Source organism: Vibrio sp. HA2012 (genome assembly GCF_002812955.1).
In the GTDB taxonomy this organism is placed as follows: domain Bacteria; phylum Pseudomonadota; class Gammaproteobacteria; order Enterobacterales; family Vibrionaceae; genus Vibrio.
Genome location: NZ_PFXK01000005.1, coordinates 39,970 through 58,431 on the forward strand (window position 1 = coordinate 39,970; position 18,462 = coordinate 58,431).

An 18,462-nucleotide genomic window follows, 5' to 3' on the forward strand; every position below is an offset into this window, starting at 1 on the left:
ACCTTATGCCACCGCTGCAGCAGACGGTTGCACTCTAATTAATTGATAATCGATGTCCTGGTCACCAGACGGTAAGTAAGGAAAGTCCGACGTTGCAGACAATGTCTGATTTACCCAAGACTCAATAACCGGTCGAATCGGGCGGCCATTAGCAGTAAACCAGTGTGTTATTGAATGAAGCTCTGGAACCACTAGTAAGCGATGTATACAGGCATAATCAGGCAAAGTAGTATTGAGTTTCCGGATATTTTCCATAATATCGACTTGTGTATTCACGACCGCACTAAGCGTATTCTGTGCCTCTCCAGTAACAATTAAGGTGCAGTCGGGTACATAAATTTGGGCCTGTGACTCAATCCACTCCGGAGAAATATTGCGACCAAAACCAGTGATAATCTGATTCTTTTTGCGGCCTTTCAGGAAAAGAAATCCTTCTTTATCAATCCAGCCAATATCACCTGTGGCATACCAATCCCCACAGAAAGGTTCACCTAAATAGCCAAGAGCCGTATTTCCTTTTACCAAGAGTTCATCATCAGCAGAGACCCTGACTTCTGCATGTGGCAAAATCTTTCCACAACTACCGGCTTTACCGGCAACTGGTGTGTTCAGGCTAACCACAGATGTACATTCTGACAGGCCATACCCCTGATAAGCAGGGATCCCCAACTGATGCGCCACTGTAATTAATTCCGGAGACACTCTGGCTCCACCAACAGCAACAAAGGTAAGAGATTTTGCCAAATCAGATTTTGTCTGAACTATCTGTATCAACGCCATTAGTAAAGCTGGTGTTAATACCAAGCTATCAGGGCGCAGCTTCTCCACAGCCTTAGCAAAAAGTATCGGGTCAAACTGACAGGATCCGGTCAGACCAAGATGATTTCCCCGAAAAATGACAGATGTTACCCCCAATAATAGCGGCACATATATACCTGTTATATTTTCCAGCAGCGTGGAAAGCGGCAGAAATATCAGGTGACGATGACTTTGCCCTCTCAATTTCGACGCCAGTGTATCAGTGATACATTCAAGGTTGGATATACTCAGACAAACACCTTTTGGTGTGCCGGTTGATCCGGAGGTAAAAGTAATTTTTCCTGTTCCGGGCAGAAGCCTGCTACTTCCGTTGGTTACTCTTTCATACACTGGCAAGCCATCAAGGTACGTCACAGCTTCGCCATATCCGTACCATTCTCCAACCAGTACATCAGCGCCGGATTCTTTAAGCACATGCTGAACCTGTTCCTCTGAGAAGAATGTAGGTATCGGCACAATAGCGATACCGGCCAGCATAGCCGCTAAGTCAGTAATAACCCATTCCAGACAATTTTCCGCTTTCAGCGCGATACAGCGAGAACCTTGTTCTCTTAATATTTTTGCCGCCAAATGAATACGATCATAGAGTTCGGTATAAGTCAGAGTCTGTTCCTTACCGGTATAGTTTTCTCCCCAAAATGCCGTCTGATCCGGTTTCTCATCAGCATATTTTTGTATTGCCTGCAAAATCTTACTCATATCTGTTTCCTGCTATCTGAATATTCTGGACTCTGCAAGCGAGAACTCAGTAACTCAAGACCATGCTTTAAGTTACCGGCGAAAACTCTGGGCTGATACTGGTAATAGGTTCCCCATATTTCGGGTGCGTGCGGGATCTTATCCGGATCCGCATCAGCAATAACAACTGGACTCAACCCAAGCCTTTTCATTAGCGCATACAGAGGATCTGTCGCCGTAAAAATGCACCATTCCATCCCCTGTTCTACCAAAGTCTCCGTCATTTTCAGGAAATGAATGTAAGAAATACCTTTTGTAAAAGAACCCAACTGTCCAAATTCCACCAGAGACTTCCGGAGAACATAAGTATCAAAAGTTTCAGACAGAATAACGTCAGCTGGTTTAGCCAGATACTGTTCAAGAAATAACGTTTCGCCTTCTGCGATACGATACCCACACAGAGATATGATGTGCTCAGACTGCATTAATGCGGTGAAAATCGGCATGTAGGAACATAACCGGGCGTCAAAAGCTTGCCTGTAACGTTCCTGTATTTGAGAAACAGCCTGTTCCCAAAGAGGGTGCTGCCGGTCAATGACTTCCAGATTTAGCTTCTTTATATCGATGCTGGCCTTCATCTTGCTACTCTCTTATGAATTTGATAGTGACAAGATATCTTTTCAAACTTAAGAGACACTTAAGAAAACAGAAAATACAGAGCCCAAAGACCCAATTGACTATTAACTCAACAATAACAAACTGTTAATATGGTTTTTGTGAGTTATCGTCTTTCATCGATGTATGGAATCGCATATTATCCCCTCTCAAATAAAGATGTACGAATTTTTGATTTAGCTTATGAATAAAAGTAACTTAGTAACGAATACCGGGCACAGATTTATATCCAAAGGAAAAACAGCATTTAAGATACATATTCACACCCCTGATGATACTGTATTACATCGTTCTGTCGGTTTTATAAGAATCGGTGAAGAAAAGGCCTTACAGAAAGCCATCTCACTAAGAAATGAACTGGGTTATGAGATGTGGGGAAAATTCTGGAAACGAATTCTTCAGGATCCTTATCTGATGACTAGGCTACCACATGAATTAGAGCCCAAAATTATCTATAAGGCTCACTCAACGAAAGAAAATCCGGATCATAAAGAAAAATATTATATTGCTAAATGGCGGGAATATACGGATGACGGAAAATGCAAGCACCGCAGTACACTCTGTTCCATTAACAAATATGGCAAACTTGCTGCCTACCTGAAGACTAAGAAAAAGCTACTTGAAGTGCATAAGGACAATCTGGAAATTCTTATGTTTATGGGACGAATCAACAGTATCGACCTGAAATAAAAAATCCCGCTATCGGTAGCGGGATTTTTCTGTTCGGAGCAATTACTGTGCGTTTGCTTCCCGCTCAGCAATAAATGCCAACGCCTTATTGATACGAGCAATAACCCGAGACTTACCAATCAGTTGCATAACATCATCGACTGATGGCGACTGACCACCACCGGTAACAGCAACACGCAACGGCATACCGATTTTACCCATACCGATTTCCAGCTCCGCACATACTTCAGCAATAACATTATGCAGATTATCTGTACTCCACTCGGTGAGTGCCGCCATTTTAGCCAAAGCAGCTTCCAGAGGCTCTTTTGCCACTCCACGCAGATGTTTCTTCGCGGCTGCCGGATCAAACTCATCAAAGTCTTCATAAAAATAACGAGATTGCTGTGCCAGTTCAACCAAAGTATTACAACGCTCACCAACCAATTTGATCACATCCGTAATAATCGGACCGTTTTCTTTATTGATTCCCTGATTATCCAGATGCCACTGTAAATGCTCCGCTACATAATCAGGATCTGACGTTTTGATATAATGATTGTTCAGCCACAACAGCTTGTCTGTGTTAAAAGCTGAAGCCGATTTACTGATCGCGTTCAGACTGAACCACTCAATCATTTCTTCACGGGAAAATATTTCCTGATCACCATGAGACCACCCCAAACGTACCAGATAATTATTCAGTGCATTCGGCAGATAACCTTCATCGCGATACTGCATCACAGAAACAGCGCCATGACGTTTAGATAACTTAGCACCATCATCACCCAGGATCATAGCGCAGTGAGCAAACGTTGGAACCGGAGCACCCAGCGCTTTATAAATATTGATCTGACGAGGTGTATTGTTGATATGATCTTCACCACGAACAACATGAGTGATCCCCATATCCCAGTCGTCAACAACAACACAGAAATTGTAAGTCGGGGAACCATCGGTACGGCGGATAATCAGATCATCCATCTGCTCATTGCTGATTTCGATACGGCCACGGATTTGATCATCAAAAATCACACTGCCTTCTTTCGGATTACGGAAACGGATCACACAAGGATCGCCGTCTTTAGCTGCCTCATTTACCGCTTTGATTTTCGGATGATTTGCATCATACCGAGGCATTTCTTTATTGGCTTCCTGCTCACCACGGATCTCATCCAGCAGTTCTTTCGAGGCATAACACTTGTAGGCCTTATCTTCGGCAAGAAGCTGGTCAACAACTTCGTTATAACGGTCAAAACGTTTTGTCTGAAAGTACGGACCTTCATCCCATTCCAGCCCCATCCATGTCATGCCTTCGATAATAGCATCTACCGCTTCCTGAGTTGAACGTTCAAGATCAGTATCTTCAATACGCAGAACGAATTCACCACCCTGATTCTTTGCATAAAGCCATGAATACAGTGCAGTACGCGCACCACCAACATGCAGATAGCCTGTCGGGCTAGGAGCAAAACGAGTTTTAACCGTCATTTGAGTTACCTTAGATATTATTTTGCAGAGAAACCGCACAGATACGGGCAAAAAGTGGCAGCATTTTACCACCCTATAGCAATTCTACAACTAGAGTATGCATACACGTCAATTTGCCCGATTGAATAAAAACTACCTAGCAGACAGAAAAATGGATAACCGCAGGAAAGAAAGACAAAATCTGCTAAAATAATCTACCCTTGACTACAAACAGATAATAATAATGCTCAGAAAAATTACTGTTTCTGTTTTTTTATTCAGTCTGGTGTTTGTTCAGCCGTTACTGGCAGAGCCCCTGTACTGGAAAGCAGAAAAAAACAACTATGATCTTCTCATTTTTGGCTCCATACATATGGGAACTCCGCATATGTACCCTCTTCCTGCGACCGTCATGGATCATTTGCATCATAGCCAGGGATTGATAACAGAAGTCGGCCTGTCAACGATCTCGGAAAACAAGCTTGGGGTAATAAAAGAAACTACAGGTGATATCCTCAACCAAAAACAGAAAAAGCGGCTCTCGGACATTACATCCGAATTATCCCTTCCCCTTCAGATTCTGGAAAAACCACCCTGGCAGACTGCCCTTACCCTGCAACTATCCTATTTTATACAACTCGGTTTAAGTCCTGATTACGGGATTGATCTGTACCTGAAGGATATTGCTATAAGCCGGAGAATTCCGGTTCTGGGTCTGGAAACATCAGATTATCAATTAGATCTTTTCACCAGAGATAAACGAACCGGACGAATATTGTTAATCGATACGCTCAATAACTGGGAAAAGAACAAAACTCTCAGCCACTGTCTGATCAAAAGCTGGAAAGCAGGCGATCAGCAACAATTACAAAAACTGACAGAAAAAAGTGAGATAGAATCTGAACTGACGGAACGCATTATTTACCAGAGAAACCGAAACTGGGCAGATAAACTGAGCGATCCGACATTTCTGACCAAACCAGGTAAATACACCATAGCTGTTGGTGCCATACACTTAGCCGGACCGCGAAGTCTGCCGGCTCTTCTGCAGAAAAAAGGGTTTCTGGTTACTCAATTGTCCAACCCCGAGCCGGTTGATTGCAATCTATAAAATGCAAAACAGGTAATAACTCTTTGCGCACGCAAAAAAGCCTGTCACTAAGGACAGGCTTCTTAAAATGGTCGGTGAAGAGGGATTCGAACCCCCGACCCTCTGGTCCCAAACCAGATGCGCTACCAAACTGCGCTATTCACCGAGAACGGATGCGTATATTACTGATTATCAGCAAAGACGCAAGTAGTTTTCTTTACTTTTTCAGTTTTAAGGTTCAACCGCTCAGATTGCATCCAGAACTGATTGAAATGTGATTAAAAACACAACAATGAACATGCATTTTTAGCCAGTTTGCGATTTTTGATCTGAATCAACATCCGATGAGTTATTAAGTAATACCTTAACTCTTGTCTTCTCACTTTATCACTTGATTTAAAAACATCAGACTGTTGGTAAAGTGATGATTGACAAATCTCCTCACTAGATCGCTTAAGTGATAGTCAGAGTTGTAAACTTTTTATGAACAATAGTACAGCCTTGACCTATTGCTCCGGAGTAGACAAATTGTTTGCTCCGGTTTTCTTTGTCTGTCACTTATCCGCTTCATTATTACTTCCTCAATAAAGTTTCTTCTGATGACAGCCCTGTGATTACAGGTATAATTACCCCATTCAGAGCCCATATGAGATGAACCTATGTCTCACAATGATGATTCACAGCTGTTTCAGCAGATGATGGGAGATGTTAAGCCCATCAGGCAGGATACGACTCAGCAAAAAAAAATCCATCAGGTTACCGAAGCTCAGCTTGCCCGCCGGGAAGCCGCCATTTGGTTGTCGGAAGAAGACCCGGAGTACCTTTCTCTGGATAATGCCCCCATGGTCAAACCGGAAGATTTTCTCGAGTTTAAGCGTGACGGTGTTCAGGAGGGGGTCTTCCGTAAGCTCCGTCTTGGAAAATATCCGGTTCAGGCCCGACTGGATCTGCATAAAAAAACGCTGGAACAGGCTCGAGATGAAATTGTCCGCTTTCTGCGCCAGTGCCTGAGAATGGATATCCGCACGGTGATTATCGTCCACGGGAAAGGTGAACGTTCAAACCCTCCGGCATTGATGAAAAGCTATACTGCCAGTTGGCTGCAGCAGATAAAAGAAGTCATGAGTTACCACAGCGCTCAGCGTTTCCACGGAGGAACCGGTGCAGTGTATGTTCTGCTGAGAAAAAGTGCAGAGAAGAAACAGGAAAACCGGGAAAGACATCAAAAACGTATGGCTTAAACCCGAATCAGATAATTTAAAACGACTATCAGCCGTTGTGAAACGTAAAAGAGAACAATATGCCACAAACCCCGCAGACTACCCGTCTTAATAAATTTATCAGTGAAACAGGTTTCTGCTCCCGCCGGGAAGCAGACAAGCTAATTGAACAAAACCGGGTTACCATTAATGGAATAATTCCGGAAATAGGAACCAAAGTTCAACCCGGAGATGAGGTACTTATCGATGGCCTGCCACTCAGAAAGAAAGAAAAACCCATCTATATTGCACTGAACAAACCGACAGGGATTACCTGTACCACCGAACGAGACGTACCCGGCAACATTGTCGATTATATTGGTCATAAAGAACGAATATTCCCGATCGGCCGACTGGACAAACCCTCTGACGGACTGATTTTTCTGACTAATGACGGAGATATTGTCAACAAGATCCTGCGAGCCGGTAATAATCATGAAAAAGAATATGTAGTACGGGTTGATAAGCCCGTCACTACAGAGTTTCTGCAGAAAATGGCATCTGGAGTCAATATTCTTGACACTGTGACGCTACCATGTAAGGTCAGTAAAGAAACTAAATTTTCTTTCCGTATTGTACTGACTCAGGGACTTAACCGTCAGATCCGTAGGATGTGTGAAGCATTGGGTTACGAAGTTTTTAAACTGCGCCGGGTACGAATTATGAATATCACCATTGATGGTATTCCGAATGGAAAATGGCGCTATCTGACCGATGATGAAGTAGCAGAAATTCTGCGCATGAGTGAGGCTTCCTGCGGAACAGAAGAAGCCTCTAAAATTGATGCAACAGGCCAAAGAATTAAAAAAGCAACAGATGCCAAGCTATTTGACAGCCGGGATGAAAATAAGGCGTCACAGGCCAGACGTAATCAGAAACACCGAACTTTTCAGGGCAAAGGCGCTGAAGAGTTTCGCCATTCACCGGCGAAAAAACGTTCTACATCTAAAAATAGCCCGCACAAAAAACATGATAAAACACGGTCAGATAAACCAGCGGCTAAACCACGAGTTGGCGGAACACTCAGCCTGAAAAAAAATTAGACCGTCAACGGAACAAATTGTCCTCGTGTCAAAGCGGCCAGATCCTTTGGCGCGAGTTCAATTTCCAGTCCTCTTTTACCCGCAGACACACAAACGGTTTCCTGGGATTCGGCTGAAAGATCAATAAAAGTCGGCAGTAACTTCTTCTGTCCTAAAGGGCTAATTCCTCCGACAACATAACCTGTCGTTTTCTGCGCAATAACTGGATCAGCCATCTCCGCCTTTTTCGCTTTAAACGCCTTTGCTGCTGCTTTCAGATTCAGCTTCTGTGCAACAGGAATAATAGCGACAGCCAGATTTTTCGGTTCACCGTTCACACAAAACAGTAATGTCTTATATACATGATTGGGATCCTGACCCAGAACTTCAGCAGCCTCCAGCCCGTAACTTTTACAATTCGGGTCATGCTGGTACTGATGTACGGTGTGGGGAATTTTTTTCTTTTTTGCGATATTAATTGCAGGTGTCATCTTTTGGCTTTCCAAACTACAAGGCGATACTTAAGTAAAACCTAAGTATCGCCTTAATCTATGCCTTTTGCTTTATACAGGCAAGGCTATTTATAAACGATTTCACCATGAGGCTGATAGAGGGTTACATCCAGAGGTGAATGATTCTCCAGATAAGCTTTCAGCACTTCTGCATCCACAAAGCCCGTATTCACATATCCCGGATGAGAGGTCAGGTTCGGATAACCGTCACCACCAGCAGCGTTAAAACTCGGAACCGTGAAACGATATACTTTCGTTTTATCCAAAGGTTGACCACCGATCAGTACATCACTGACCTCTTCGTTCTGAACGGTCATGGAAATACCGGCGAACTGTGCATAGGCACCGGAATCTACCTCTTTGGTTGCTACCACATTAAGATAATCCAGCACTTCACTGCCCTGCATATCCGTATAGGTCAATGCATTAGCAAATGGCTGAACCGTCAGCACATCTTTATAAGTCACATTACCTGCATCAATCGATGCTCTGACCCCTCCAGAGTTCATAATGGCAAAATCAGCTTTTGCCCGCTCCATGTGTGCCATTGCAATCAAACGGCCAAGATTAGTCTGCTGAAAACGTACCACATTACGCTCCCCTTCCAGACGGTCGCTGATGGTTGCAATTCTAACATTCAACTGCTCCTGTCCTCGCTCCTGATAAGTCTGGAGGAAAGCCGTCATTTCCTGATCCTGAGGGATCTCCTTGTCGATAAAGACCCTTTTCGATTCACCATCAACCTTAATTTTTTTCTTCAGGTTTACAGGGATCAGGTCATAACTGACCATCTGCAGTTCACCATTTCTGAATTCAAAATCGGCACGGCCAACATATTTTCCCCATTCATGAGCCTGAACAATCCATGTTCCGTTCTGGTTGTCTGGCTTACAGTCATCACCCGGTTTAAAGTTCTTATCATACGTATTCAAACCTTCCATACAGACAGGCTCTTGCGAGTGCCCACCCACAATCATATCGAGATCACCTTCCTGAAGATAACGGGCAAGAGCCACATCACCCGGAGCATTCACTCCGCTGTTTGCATTGGCATAGTGTCCCATGTGGGTAACTGCAAAAATCAGATCCGGTTTTTCTGTCTGCTTCAGCTCAGCAATCAATTTCCTCGCTTCTTCTTTCGGATCTCGGAAATCCAGCGTACTAATATATTCAGGATTACCGATTTTCATCGTGTCTTCAGTTGTCAGACCAATCAGCGCAATTTTAATACCCTGCTTTTCAAACATCTGGTAAGCCTGATATTTACGTTTGCCTGTCGCTTTATCATAAATATTTGCTGATAAAATCGGGAAATTAGCCCACTGCATCTGCTTTTCAAGTACGGACAGAGGATTATCAAATTCATGGTTACCCAGTGCCATCGCATCGTATCCAAGACGATTCATTCCCTTAAAATCAGGCTCTGCATCCTGCAAATCTGATTCAGGCACACCAGTATTAATATCCCCGCCCGACAACAGCAGTACACTACCGCCTTCTGCCCGAATTTCTTCACGCAGTTCATCAATCAGCGTTTTACGTGCAGCCATACCGTATTCGCCGTATTTGTTATGCCAGAAACGACCGTGATGGTCATTGGTGTGTAATACCGTTAATTTGTACGTATGGTCTTCTTCCCATGCCGGTGCCTGTGACGCACATCCGGAAAGTGCCGCAATAACCGCAGCACTCAATGCTGTTTTCAGAATTAAGTGTCCCTTCATTCTATTTACCTTTTTTTTATAATTACAGGCTACCCATGCGGATAGCCACTTACTTGGTGTTAAACCTACTTGGTATTAAGCCAGTTTAAGGTAGCATTCTCATTGCTTCACTGTCATTACACGAATATGCAACCAAGATCAAAAAAGCTGACTTTATCGTCAGCTTTCTCTTAATAATTTCTCAATCAACTGTTAAGTCAATCAACCAATATTGATATGTTCAAATCCTTTGATCAGGTCATCCAGAGATTTCATCTGCTTCAGGAAAGGTTCCAACTTGTCTAAAGGAAGAGCAGAAGGACCATCACAGCGAGCCTTATCAGGATTAGGATGTGCTTCAATAAACAGGCCGGCAATACCAGTTGCCAGACCGGCTTTAGCCAGTTCAACCGTCTGCTCACGACGACCACCGGATGCTGCTCCGGCCGGATCTCGCATTTGCAGAGAATGCGTAACATCGAAAATAATCGGGCTGCCTTGAGACACGTTCTTCATTACCCCAAAACCCAGCATATCCACCACTAAATTATCATAACCGTGGCAGGAACCACGCTCACAAAGAATAACCTTATCGTTACCACATTCGGCGAATTTTTCTACTATATTACCTACTTGTCCGGGGCTCATAAATTGAGGTTTTTTTACATTAATTACAGCACCAGTCTTCGCCATCGCTTCAACCAGATCTGTCTGACGAGCCAAAAATGCCGGAAGCTGAATAACATCAACGACATCAGCTACCGGTTGAGCCTGAGCTTCTGTATGTACATCTGTAATAATTTTTACGCCGAAGGTATCTTTCAGTTCCTGAAAGATTTTCATCCCCTCATCAAGACCCGGCCCACGGTAAGAGTGAACAGAACTGCGATTTGCTTTATCAAAGGACGCCTTAAAAACATAAGGAATACCCAGTTTATCGGTCACTTTCACATAGTGCTCACAAATCTGCATTGCCAAATCCCGGGATTCCAGCACATTCATTCCGGCAAACAGTGTAAAAGGTCTGTCATTCGCTACCGGAATATTGCCGATATGAACTGTTTTCTGTTCCATGTTGTTCTCTCTAATAGTATTAATGAATAGTTACAGGGGCTTCATCCAGCGCATTCACCTGAAGCTTCAGTACCCGGGCTGAGGGATCATTCGGACACTGGTCAATAAAATACTGGTAATCAGATTTAGCAACCTGCATACAATCCAGTTGCTGATAAATATAACCGCGATCCCGGATCTCATACGGATCATCCGGGACAAAAGTCAGTGCGAGATCGGTACATCTCAGTGCCAGCGTATAGCGTTCTTCCCGCAGCAATGCACTTTTGGTAATCGCCAGCCAGCGTCCAATCAGTGTCGGATGGTCTGCTGACTGCAAATGTTTGGATTTCAGTCTGGCTAAAGGCCCTTCATGCCCGATTAACCAAGCCTGAAGAATGTGTTCTGCCACATATTCACCATCATAGGGATTGATATAACGGGGACGTTCAGTGTGCCAGCATATTTTAAGCAAAAACTGCGTCGGGAAAGCCACGCCTTCAAGTGGAAAACCCAGTTTACGACCAAGAAACAGCAGCAATGAGCCAAGACTGACAGGAATACCCTTCCTGTGCTCCAGTACCTTATCAATAAAGACATTATCAGAGGAAAAATAAGCTTCATTATCCCCTTTAAACTGCCATTCATGGTAAAAGAGGCGCAGAAAAGCGTCAAATTTCTGTTGCGGATCTGACTCATGAACCAGATAGGACTCGGCTTCTTTCAGCAGACGAGAAAGCTCCTGCTCAGCCCAGTGCACCCGGGTGTCAGGATTGACTGCCTGATTCAGTGCCAGAGCACCTTCCACCAGCTCCATATTGTCCAGATCTTCATCAAACAGTTTAAACATATCTCTTTATCCAGTGCGTGCAGGAGATAATGTATGCTGGCCAAGGGTTACCCGGTCATTTCCGGCATAATCCTTCATTGTTCTAACCTGATGATAACCAAGTGTTTTCATCAGATTACGAACGTCTTCACCCTGCCCATAGCCATGTTCAAACAAAAGCCAGCCATTCTCCTGCAAGTAATTACGTGCTTCTGCTGCTATATAGCGAATATCCGCCAGACCTTTCTCTTCAGAAACCAGAGCGCTGAGAGGTTCAAAACGAACATCTCCCAGCTTCAGGTGAGGATCATTTTTTTCAATATACGGCGGATTTGACACAATTAAAGCAAACTTTGTTCCATCTTCAACAGGCTCAAACCAACTACCATGCAGGAAACGGGTATTAACAAGATGGAGGCGTTCAGCATTCTCTGCTGCCAGCCGCTGTGCTTCAGGACGAATATCGACCCCAGTGACCTGACATTCCGGCAACTCTGATGCCAGAGCCAGTGCAATCGCTCCGGTACCGGTTCCCAGATCAAGTATTTCGCCCGGGCAAACAGCCGCTTTTTCCAGAGCGACTTCAACCAGGCGTTCCGTGTCCGGGCGAGGGATCAGTGTCGAAGGGGAAACTTTAAGCGGCAACGACCAGAACTCCCTTTCTCCGATAATATAAGCCACAGGCTCACCGGCAATACGCCGGGAAAGAGTCGTCTGAAAATAATGATATTCATCCGCTGTCAAATCTTTATCCGGCCAGGTCAGCAAATAACTACGTGGTTTGCCGAGGATGTGGCAAAGCAGAACCGCAGCATCCAGAGACGGCGAATCACTTCCACTCTCTTGCAGAGCTATGACGGCTGCTTTTAACGCCACCTCAATTGTCGGCATCGTCTGTTTACCCGTCATCCGTTTAATTTTGCTCAGCCAAAGCCGCCAGTTGATCCGCCTGATATTCCTGCAGAACGGGTTCAACAAGGGATTGCAGGTCACCTTCCATTACTTCAGATAAGCGGTACAGTGTCAGGTTAATACGATGATCAGACACCCTTCCCTGCGGATAGTTATAAGTACGGATACGGTCACTTCGGTCACCCGAACCCAACAGATTACGTCGGGTGTCTGAAACGGCCGCCGCCCGGCGAGCTTCTTCGGCCTGAATAATACGAGCAGCCAGAACAGACATAGCCTTGGCTTTGTTCTTATGCTGAGAACGCTCATCCTGACACTCGACCACGGTTCCGGTCGGTAAGTGAGTAATACGGATAGCGGAATCAGTCGTGTTAACGTGCTGACCACCGGCACCGGAAGCCCGAAAGGTATCAATTTTCAGATCGCTGGCTTTAATTTCCGGCAGATCGGCTTCCGGGATCTCAGCCATCACAGCAACGGTACAGGCCGAAGTATGTACCCGCCCCTGAGATTCAGTTGCCGGTACACGCTGTACACGGTGACCACCTGACTCAAATTTCAGTATACCGTATGCTCCGTCACCAATAACCTTAGCAATCATTTCCTTATAACCGCCCTGCTCCGATTCGTTGGCACTCATCACCTCGATACGCCAGCCACGTTTCTCTGCATACCGGCTGTACATACGGAACAGGTCGCCAGCAAAAATTCCGGCTTCATCACCACCGGCTCCGGCACGAATTTCCAGAAAACAGTTACGCTCATCGTTCGGATCTTTCGGCAGCAACAAAATTTGCAGCTCATCGGTCAGCGTTTCGATACTCTCTTTGGCAGCATTAATTTCTTCCTGTGCCATTTCACGCATCTCTTCATCATCTTCGTTTGCCATTTCTTCGGCAGCAGCCAGATCTTCCCGTGCCTGCTGATAAGACTGGAAACACTTGGTGACTTCTTCCAACTGAGAATACTCTTTGGATAAGGCGCGGAATTTCTCCTGATCACCAATAACACCAGGGTCACCAAGTAGGTGCTGAACTTCCTCGTAGCGTTCAACAAGGGTTTCAAGCTTAGTTAAAATGGATGCTTTCATACGTCTTCTTAAAGTGTGTTATAGGTCGTCCAGACCCAGACTCTGTCTGATGACAGATAATTTTTCAGAATCTCCCTGCTCAGCCGCACTTTGTAGTGCTCTGGTCGGAGCATGGATCAATTTGTTCGTCAGTTTGTTACTCAGTTCCAACAGCACTCGTTCCGGATCTGCCCCGGAAACCAGTGCCTGAATACTCTTCTCTATCAGTTCTTCCCGAATACTGTTTGCACTGCTGCGGTATTCCCGGATACTGTCTACTGCCCGAAGAGAACGCAGCCAGTTCATAAACTGTTCACTCTCTTCATCCACGATAGCTTCCGCTTGAACCGCCTCAACTTTACGCTGCTCCAGATTCTGCTGCACGATAGACTGCAGATCATCGACAGTATAAAGATACGCATCATTAAGCTCAGACACCTGCGTTTCCACATCTCTGGGTACCGCAATATCAATAAGCAAGATAGGCTGACGCCTGCGGGCTTTCAGTGCCGTTTCCACCATCCCCTTACCAATAATAGGCAACGGACTGGCAGTAGAGCTGATCACAATATCCGCCTTATGCATATGTTCCGGTATTTCCGGCAAACTGATCACCTCGGCACCAAATGCGGAAGCCAGTTCAAGGGCTCTTTCCCGAGTGCGGTTTGCCACAATCATCTTATGGCAGCCATTGTCCGCCAGATGCCGGGCAACCAGCTCTATAGTCTCTCCAGCCCCAACCAGCAAAACTGTAGAATGGTCCAGAGTTTCGAAGATCTGCCGGGCAAGTGTGCAGGCAGCATAAGCGACAGATACTGCATTACCACCAATCTCTGTCTCTGTCCGAACCCTTTTTGCCACCGAGAATACTTTCTGGAAGAGCTTTTCCATCACTCCGTCAACCGTCTGATGTGCCCGTCCGGAAAAATACGCCTGCTTCACCTGTCCCAGGATCTGCGGCTCACCCAGTATCAGCGAATCCAGTCCACAGGCTACCCGCATCAAATGCTGTACCGCTTGTTGATCCTCATACAGGTACAGACTCGGTATCAGTTCCTCCGCTGATACCTGATGAAATGCTGCCAGCCAGTTCACCGTCTGATTTTGATCAGCGTGTTTCACATCACAGTAAATCTCTGTTCTGTTACAGGTGGATATAATCACACTGCTACCGACATCTGAGCTGGCTTTCAGTTGCTTTAATGCCTCTGTCAATTTTTCAGGGGAAAATGCAACTCTTTCTCGCAACTCAACCGATGCCGTATTGTGATTGATACCAATGGCAAGCAAAGACATTAACTCGAAGTTCTCGGTCTGAAATATAAATGAAAAATGAATTTTACTTGATGGCCTGTTGTAATAAAAGAGTGAAGGGGATTTGTTTTCCTGTGTTCGTGATTTAAATGATATAGTTTGCAGCCTGATGATTCCGAAATGAATAAAGATTAATCTGTAATGAAAACCCTCAGACTGCATTTTCTCCTGTTTCTGACCGTTTTTTATCTGGCCGGCTGTGAATCCGTCCCGGAAGAACCCGGTCTTAGTGTCCTGTGGCAATCCCACCATCGACGTTTAGACGAGCTGCAGGAATATCAGCTTAGCGGTAAACTGGGCATCATTTCTCCGGAACAAAGACAGAATCTGAATTTTTCCTGGAAACAATCCGCCGAAAGCAGTGAACTGCGCCTGACAACTTTTCTGGGACAAACAGTGCTTAACCTAACCGTTACAGCACAAGGGACAGAAGCGATAACCCGTGACGGTATCACCCATCATCATAGCAGCCCAGAAGCACTGGTATACGAACTGACGGGGCTGATTCTTCCCGTCACCTATATGCGGGACTGGATAAAAGGTCTGCCTACTGCTGCTGACCAGTATACTCTCAATGAAACCAATACCCTGGCAACACTGAATAAACGAGCCGGCTCACAACGCTGGAACGTACATTATCTGGGATATCAGGCTATCACACCAACCGAAGCAGAAACCCTTCCTCTGCCGTATAAAATGCAGCTGGATCAAGGTAACTTTACGCTGAAGATCATGATTTCAAAATGGGTTCTAAATCAATGATAACCGATACCACCCGCTGGCCATCACCGGCAAAACTAAACCTTTTCCTCTATATCACAGGAAAAAGAGCCGATGGTTACCACGATCTGCAGACTCTGTTTCAGTTTCTGAATTACGGAGACCTACTGACGATCACTGCGAATGATAGCGGTGATATATCCCTGAGCCCGGCTCTCGAAGGCGTACCATTGCAGGATAATCTGATCTGGAAAGCCGCCACAGCATTACAGGCAAAAACCGGCTGTCACTGTGGAGCCCATATTGAACTGGAAAAAAATCTACCAATGGGAGGCGGTATCGGTGGGGGATCATCTAATGCAGCAACCGTTCTGGTCGCATTGAATTTTTTATGGCAAACCGGTCTCAGTGAAATACAACTGGCAGAGCTCGGGCTACAGTTGGGCGCAGATGTTCCTGTTTTTGTCAGAGGATTTGCTGCCTTTGCCGAAGGGGTGGGCGAAAAACTGATAAAATCTGAGCCGGATGAGAAATGGTATCTGGTTGTTCGTCCGGATGTCAGTATCTCTACCGCTGGAATTTTCACTCACCCGGATTTGCCCAGAAACACCCCAAAACGCGCTCTCCCGGAGCTGTTAAGCAGATCACAGGAAAACGATTGCGAAAAAATCGTCCGAATGCTGTATCCAGAGGTTGATAAGCAAGTTTCATGGCTGCTACAATACGCGCCGTCAAGATTGACGGGCACCGGCTCCTGCGTTTTTTCCGTATTTGATACTCAACAGGAAGCGCAAGAAATCCGTGCTAAACTATCTGACGATGTCTCTGCGTTTATCGCACAGGGAAAAAATGTTTCTCCCCTGCATGAGACACTGACTGAATACCTGACGAAATACTGTTCAGATGAATAATCAGTCCCCTAGCCACCCTCTTTTAAAAACTGGACGCAACCCTGAGGTTTCCACCGTGCCTGATATGAAGCTATTTGCTGGTAACGCAACACCTGAACTAGCCCAACGTATTGCTGACCGTCTATACATTTCTCTTGGTGATGCTACTGTTGACCGTTTCTCCGATGGAGAAATCGCAGTGCAGATCAATGAGAATGTTCGTGGTAGTGATGTTTTCATCATTCAATCAACTTGTGCCCCGACCAACGACAACCTGATGGAACTGGTTGTAATGATTGATGCAATGCGCCGAGCTTCAGCGGGCCGTATTACCGCTGTTATCCCGTATTTCGGTTATGCGCGTCAGGATCGTCGTGTACGTTCCGCTCGTGTGCCAATCACTGCTAAAGTTGTTGCAGATTTCCTTTCCAACGTTGGTGTTGACCGCGTTCTGACTATTGACCTACACGCAGAACAGATTCAGGGCTTTTTCGACGTTCCTGTAGACAATATCTTCGGTACTCCGGTACTTCTGGAAGATATGCTGGCTCGTGATCTGGAGTCCCCTGTCGTTGTTTCCCCGGATCTGGGTGGTGTTGTTCGTGCTCGTGCTACTGCGAAGGCTCTGAACAACATCGATATTGCTATCGTCGATAAACGTCGCCCTCGTGCAAACGTTTCTGAAGTAATGAACCTGATCGGTGAAGTAGAAGGTCGTGACTGTCTGATCGTTGATGACATGATCGATACCGGTGGTACTCTGTGCAAAGCAGCTGAGGCACTGAAGGAACGGGGCGCAAAACGCGTATTTGCCTATGCGACACACCCGGTTTTCTCTGGCAGCGCTGCGAAAAACATCAAAAACTCCGTACTGGATCAGGTTATTGTTACCGATTCAATACCATTGACCAAAGAGATGGCTGCGACCGGTAAAGTGACTCAGTTAACTCTTTCCAGCATGCTGGCTGAAGCAATTCGCCGTATCAGTAATGAAGAATCAGTATCAGCGATGTTTAATCACTAATACCCGTTGAATTGTTAAGTGATAAAGCTTACCGGCCTTCATCTGGCGGGTAAGCTTTTCTGTTTTAAGGGTCCGCACAGAGGCAATATCGCCTCTCGCTTCATATCACACTTTTGTGCTACCATACGGCGCTTTTTTGATATTCCAAGAGAGATCCCAACCTTGAGTCAACAAATTAAATTACTTGTTGGTCTGGCGAACCCCGGGCCTGAATATGCCAATACCCGCCATAATGCAGGGGCATGGGTTGTACAGGAGTTAGCTCGCGTTCATAACATCATACTGAAAAATGAAGCAAAATTTTTTGGTCTGACTGGTCGAATCACGATCGATGGGAGTGACCTTCGCCTTTTGATCCCAATGACTTTTATGAACCTGTCAGGGAAAGCGATTGCAGCAATGGCTAAGTTTTACCAGATCCAGCCAGAAGAAATTATGGTCGCACACGATGAACTGGATCTCCCTCCCGGTGTGGGTAAATTCAAAAAAGGCGGTGGTCATGGCGGACATAACGGCCTGAAAGACACCATCAGCAAACTTGGAAACAATAAAGATTTTTACCGCCTGCGGATCGGTATTGGCCATCCGGGGCACAAAGACAGAGTATCCGGCTATGTGTTAGGCAAAGCCCCTGCCAAAGAGCAGGAATGTCTGGATGCAGTGGTTGACGAATCAGTTCGCAGCCTCGATATCCTGATCAAAGATGGTCTGACAAAAGCACAAAATCGCTTACATACGTTCAAAGCAGAATAAG

The 18,462-nt window shown here is 45.4% G+C and carries 18 protein-coding genes and 1 tRNA gene; 8 read left to right on the top strand and 11 right to left on the bottom strand.

Translation table 11 applies throughout. From position 1 onward, the window contains the following. Window positions 1–3: 3 nt before the first annotated feature. The gene (locus CSW98_RS10515; RefSeq protein WP_100800454.1) at window positions 4–1,518 is read right to left on the bottom strand and encodes an AMP-binding protein; all 1,515 of its coding nucleotides are present in this window, start codon (window positions 1,516–1,518) and stop codon (window positions 4–6) included. Beyond that, a complete protein-coding gene (locus CSW98_RS10520) occupies window positions 1,515–2,135 on the bottom strand; it encodes a thermostable hemolysin (RefSeq protein WP_100800455.1) in 621 nt (206 codons plus the stop codon). The genes CSW98_RS10515 and CSW98_RS10520 overlap by 4 nt, the downstream gene beginning before the upstream one ends. A 220-nt stretch (window positions 2,136–2,355) precedes the next feature. Between CSW98_RS10520 and CSW98_RS10525 the strand changes: the two genes are divergently transcribed. Beyond that, window positions 2,356–2,862: a Fe3+-citrate ABC transporter substrate-binding protein gene (locus tag CSW98_RS10525; protein ID WP_100800456.1), complete on the top strand. Its 507-nt coding sequence runs from the start codon at window positions 2,356–2,358 to the stop codon at window positions 2,860–2,862. A 42-nt stretch (window positions 2,863–2,904) separates the two neighbouring features. Here CSW98_RS10525 and gltX read toward each other — a convergent pair whose 3' ends face one another. Beyond that, window positions 2,905–4,332, bottom strand: a complete 1,428-nt coding sequence (gene gltX, locus CSW98_RS10530) for a glutamate--tRNA ligase (RefSeq protein WP_100800457.1) — start codon at window positions 4,330–4,332, stop codon at window positions 2,905–2,907. A gap of 223 nt (window positions 4,333–4,555) precedes the next feature. Here gltX and CSW98_RS10535 point away from each other — a divergent pair, with 223 nt between their 5' ends. Next, a complete protein-coding gene (locus CSW98_RS10535) occupies window positions 4,556–5,422 on the top strand; it encodes a TraB/GumN family protein (RefSeq protein ID WP_100800458.1) in 867 nt (288 codons plus the stop codon). 68 nt (window positions 5,423–5,490) lie between these two features. On the opposite strand, the gene CSW98_RS10540 is transcribed toward CSW98_RS10535, so the two are convergent. Then, window positions 5,491–5,567, bottom strand: a tRNA-Pro gene (locus CSW98_RS10540). A 493-nt stretch (window positions 5,568–6,060) separates the two neighbouring features. On the opposite strand from CSW98_RS10540, the gene smrA reads away from it, so the two are divergent. Next, complete coding sequence (smrA, locus tag CSW98_RS10545; protein WP_100800459.1) at window positions 6,061–6,642, top strand: DNA endonuclease SmrA; 582 nt, start codon at window positions 6,061–6,063, stop codon at window positions 6,640–6,642. Between the two features lie 59 nt (window positions 6,643–6,701). Next, window positions 6,702–7,703, top strand: coding sequence for a 23S rRNA pseudouridine(2604) synthase RluF (gene rluF, locus CSW98_RS10550; RefSeq protein ID WP_100800460.1), 1,002 nt, complete (start codon window positions 6,702–6,704; stop codon window positions 7,701–7,703). Here the strand turns inward: rluF and ybaK are convergent. From ybaK to hemA, 7 genes are all read right to left on the bottom strand, one after another. Continuing rightward, window positions 7,700–8,173: a Cys-tRNA(Pro) deacylase gene (gene ybaK / locus CSW98_RS10555; protein WP_100800461.1), complete on the bottom strand. Its 474-nt coding sequence runs from the start codon at window positions 8,171–8,173 to the stop codon at window positions 7,700–7,702. The two genes, rluF and ybaK, sit on opposite strands and share 4 nt — an antisense overlap. An 86-nt stretch (window positions 8,174–8,259) precedes the next feature. Further along, a complete protein-coding gene (ushA, locus tag CSW98_RS10560) occupies window positions 8,260–9,918 on the bottom strand; it encodes a bifunctional UDP-sugar hydrolase/5'-nucleotidase UshA (RefSeq protein ID WP_100800462.1) in 1,659 nt (552 codons plus the stop codon). Window positions 9,919–10,119: 201 nt separating this feature from the next. Continuing rightward, the gene (kdsA, locus tag CSW98_RS10565; protein ID WP_100800463.1) at window positions 10,120–10,971 is read right to left on the bottom strand and encodes a 3-deoxy-8-phosphooctulonate synthase; all 852 of its coding nucleotides are present in this window, start codon (window positions 10,969–10,971) and stop codon (window positions 10,120–10,122) included. A gap of 19 nt (window positions 10,972–10,990) precedes the next feature. Beyond that, on the bottom strand, window positions 10,991–11,800 hold the full coding sequence (locus tag CSW98_RS10570) for a SirB1 family protein (protein WP_100800464.1): 810 nt from the start codon (window positions 11,798–11,800) through the stop codon (window positions 10,991–10,993). Between the two features lie 6 nt (window positions 11,801–11,806). Then, window positions 11,807–12,688: a peptide chain release factor N(5)-glutamine methyltransferase gene (gene prmC, locus CSW98_RS10575; RefSeq protein WP_232733511.1), complete on the bottom strand. Its 882-nt coding sequence runs from the start codon at window positions 12,686–12,688 to the stop codon at window positions 11,807–11,809. Window positions 12,689–12,692: 4 nt separating this feature from the next. Beyond that, window positions 12,693–13,781 carry a peptide chain release factor 1 gene (prfA, locus tag CSW98_RS10580; protein WP_100800465.1) on the bottom strand — a complete coding sequence of 363 codons (1,089 nt, stop codon included), beginning with the start codon at window positions 13,779–13,781 and terminating at the stop codon, window positions 12,693–12,695. A gap of 18 nt (window positions 13,782–13,799) precedes the next feature. Next, on the bottom strand, window positions 13,800–15,056 hold the full coding sequence (hemA, locus tag CSW98_RS10585) for a glutamyl-tRNA reductase (protein ID WP_100800665.1): 1,257 nt from the start codon (window positions 15,054–15,056) through the stop codon (window positions 13,800–13,802). A gap of 159 nt (window positions 15,057–15,215) precedes the next feature. On the opposite strand from hemA, the gene lolB reads away from it, so the two are divergent. The 4 genes from lolB (at window position 15,216) to pth (ending at window position 18,461) form a co-directional block, all read left to right on the top strand. Then, entirely contained in the window at window positions 15,216–15,836 is a 621-nt protein-coding gene (gene lolB / locus CSW98_RS10590; protein WP_100800466.1) for a lipoprotein insertase outer membrane protein LolB, read from the top strand. After that, window positions 15,833–16,705 (top strand): 4-(cytidine 5'-diphospho)-2-C-methyl-D-erythritol kinase, encoded by an 873-nt coding sequence (gene ispE / locus CSW98_RS10595; RefSeq protein ID WP_100800666.1) that lies wholly within the window; start codon window positions 15,833–15,835, stop codon window positions 16,703–16,705. The genes lolB and ispE overlap by 4 nt, the downstream gene beginning before the upstream one ends. Window positions 16,706–16,760: 55 nt before the next feature. Beyond that, the gene (locus CSW98_RS10600) at window positions 16,761–17,708 is read left to right on the top strand and encodes a ribose-phosphate pyrophosphokinase (RefSeq protein ID WP_100800667.1); all 948 of its coding nucleotides are present in this window, start codon (window positions 16,761–16,763) and stop codon (window positions 17,706–17,708) included. Between the two features lie 162 nt (window positions 17,709–17,870). Then, on the top strand, window positions 17,871–18,461 hold the full coding sequence (gene pth / locus CSW98_RS10605; RefSeq protein WP_100800467.1) for an aminoacyl-tRNA hydrolase: 591 nt from the start codon (window positions 17,871–17,873) through the stop codon (window positions 18,459–18,461). Window position 18,462 lies beyond the last annotated feature (1 nt).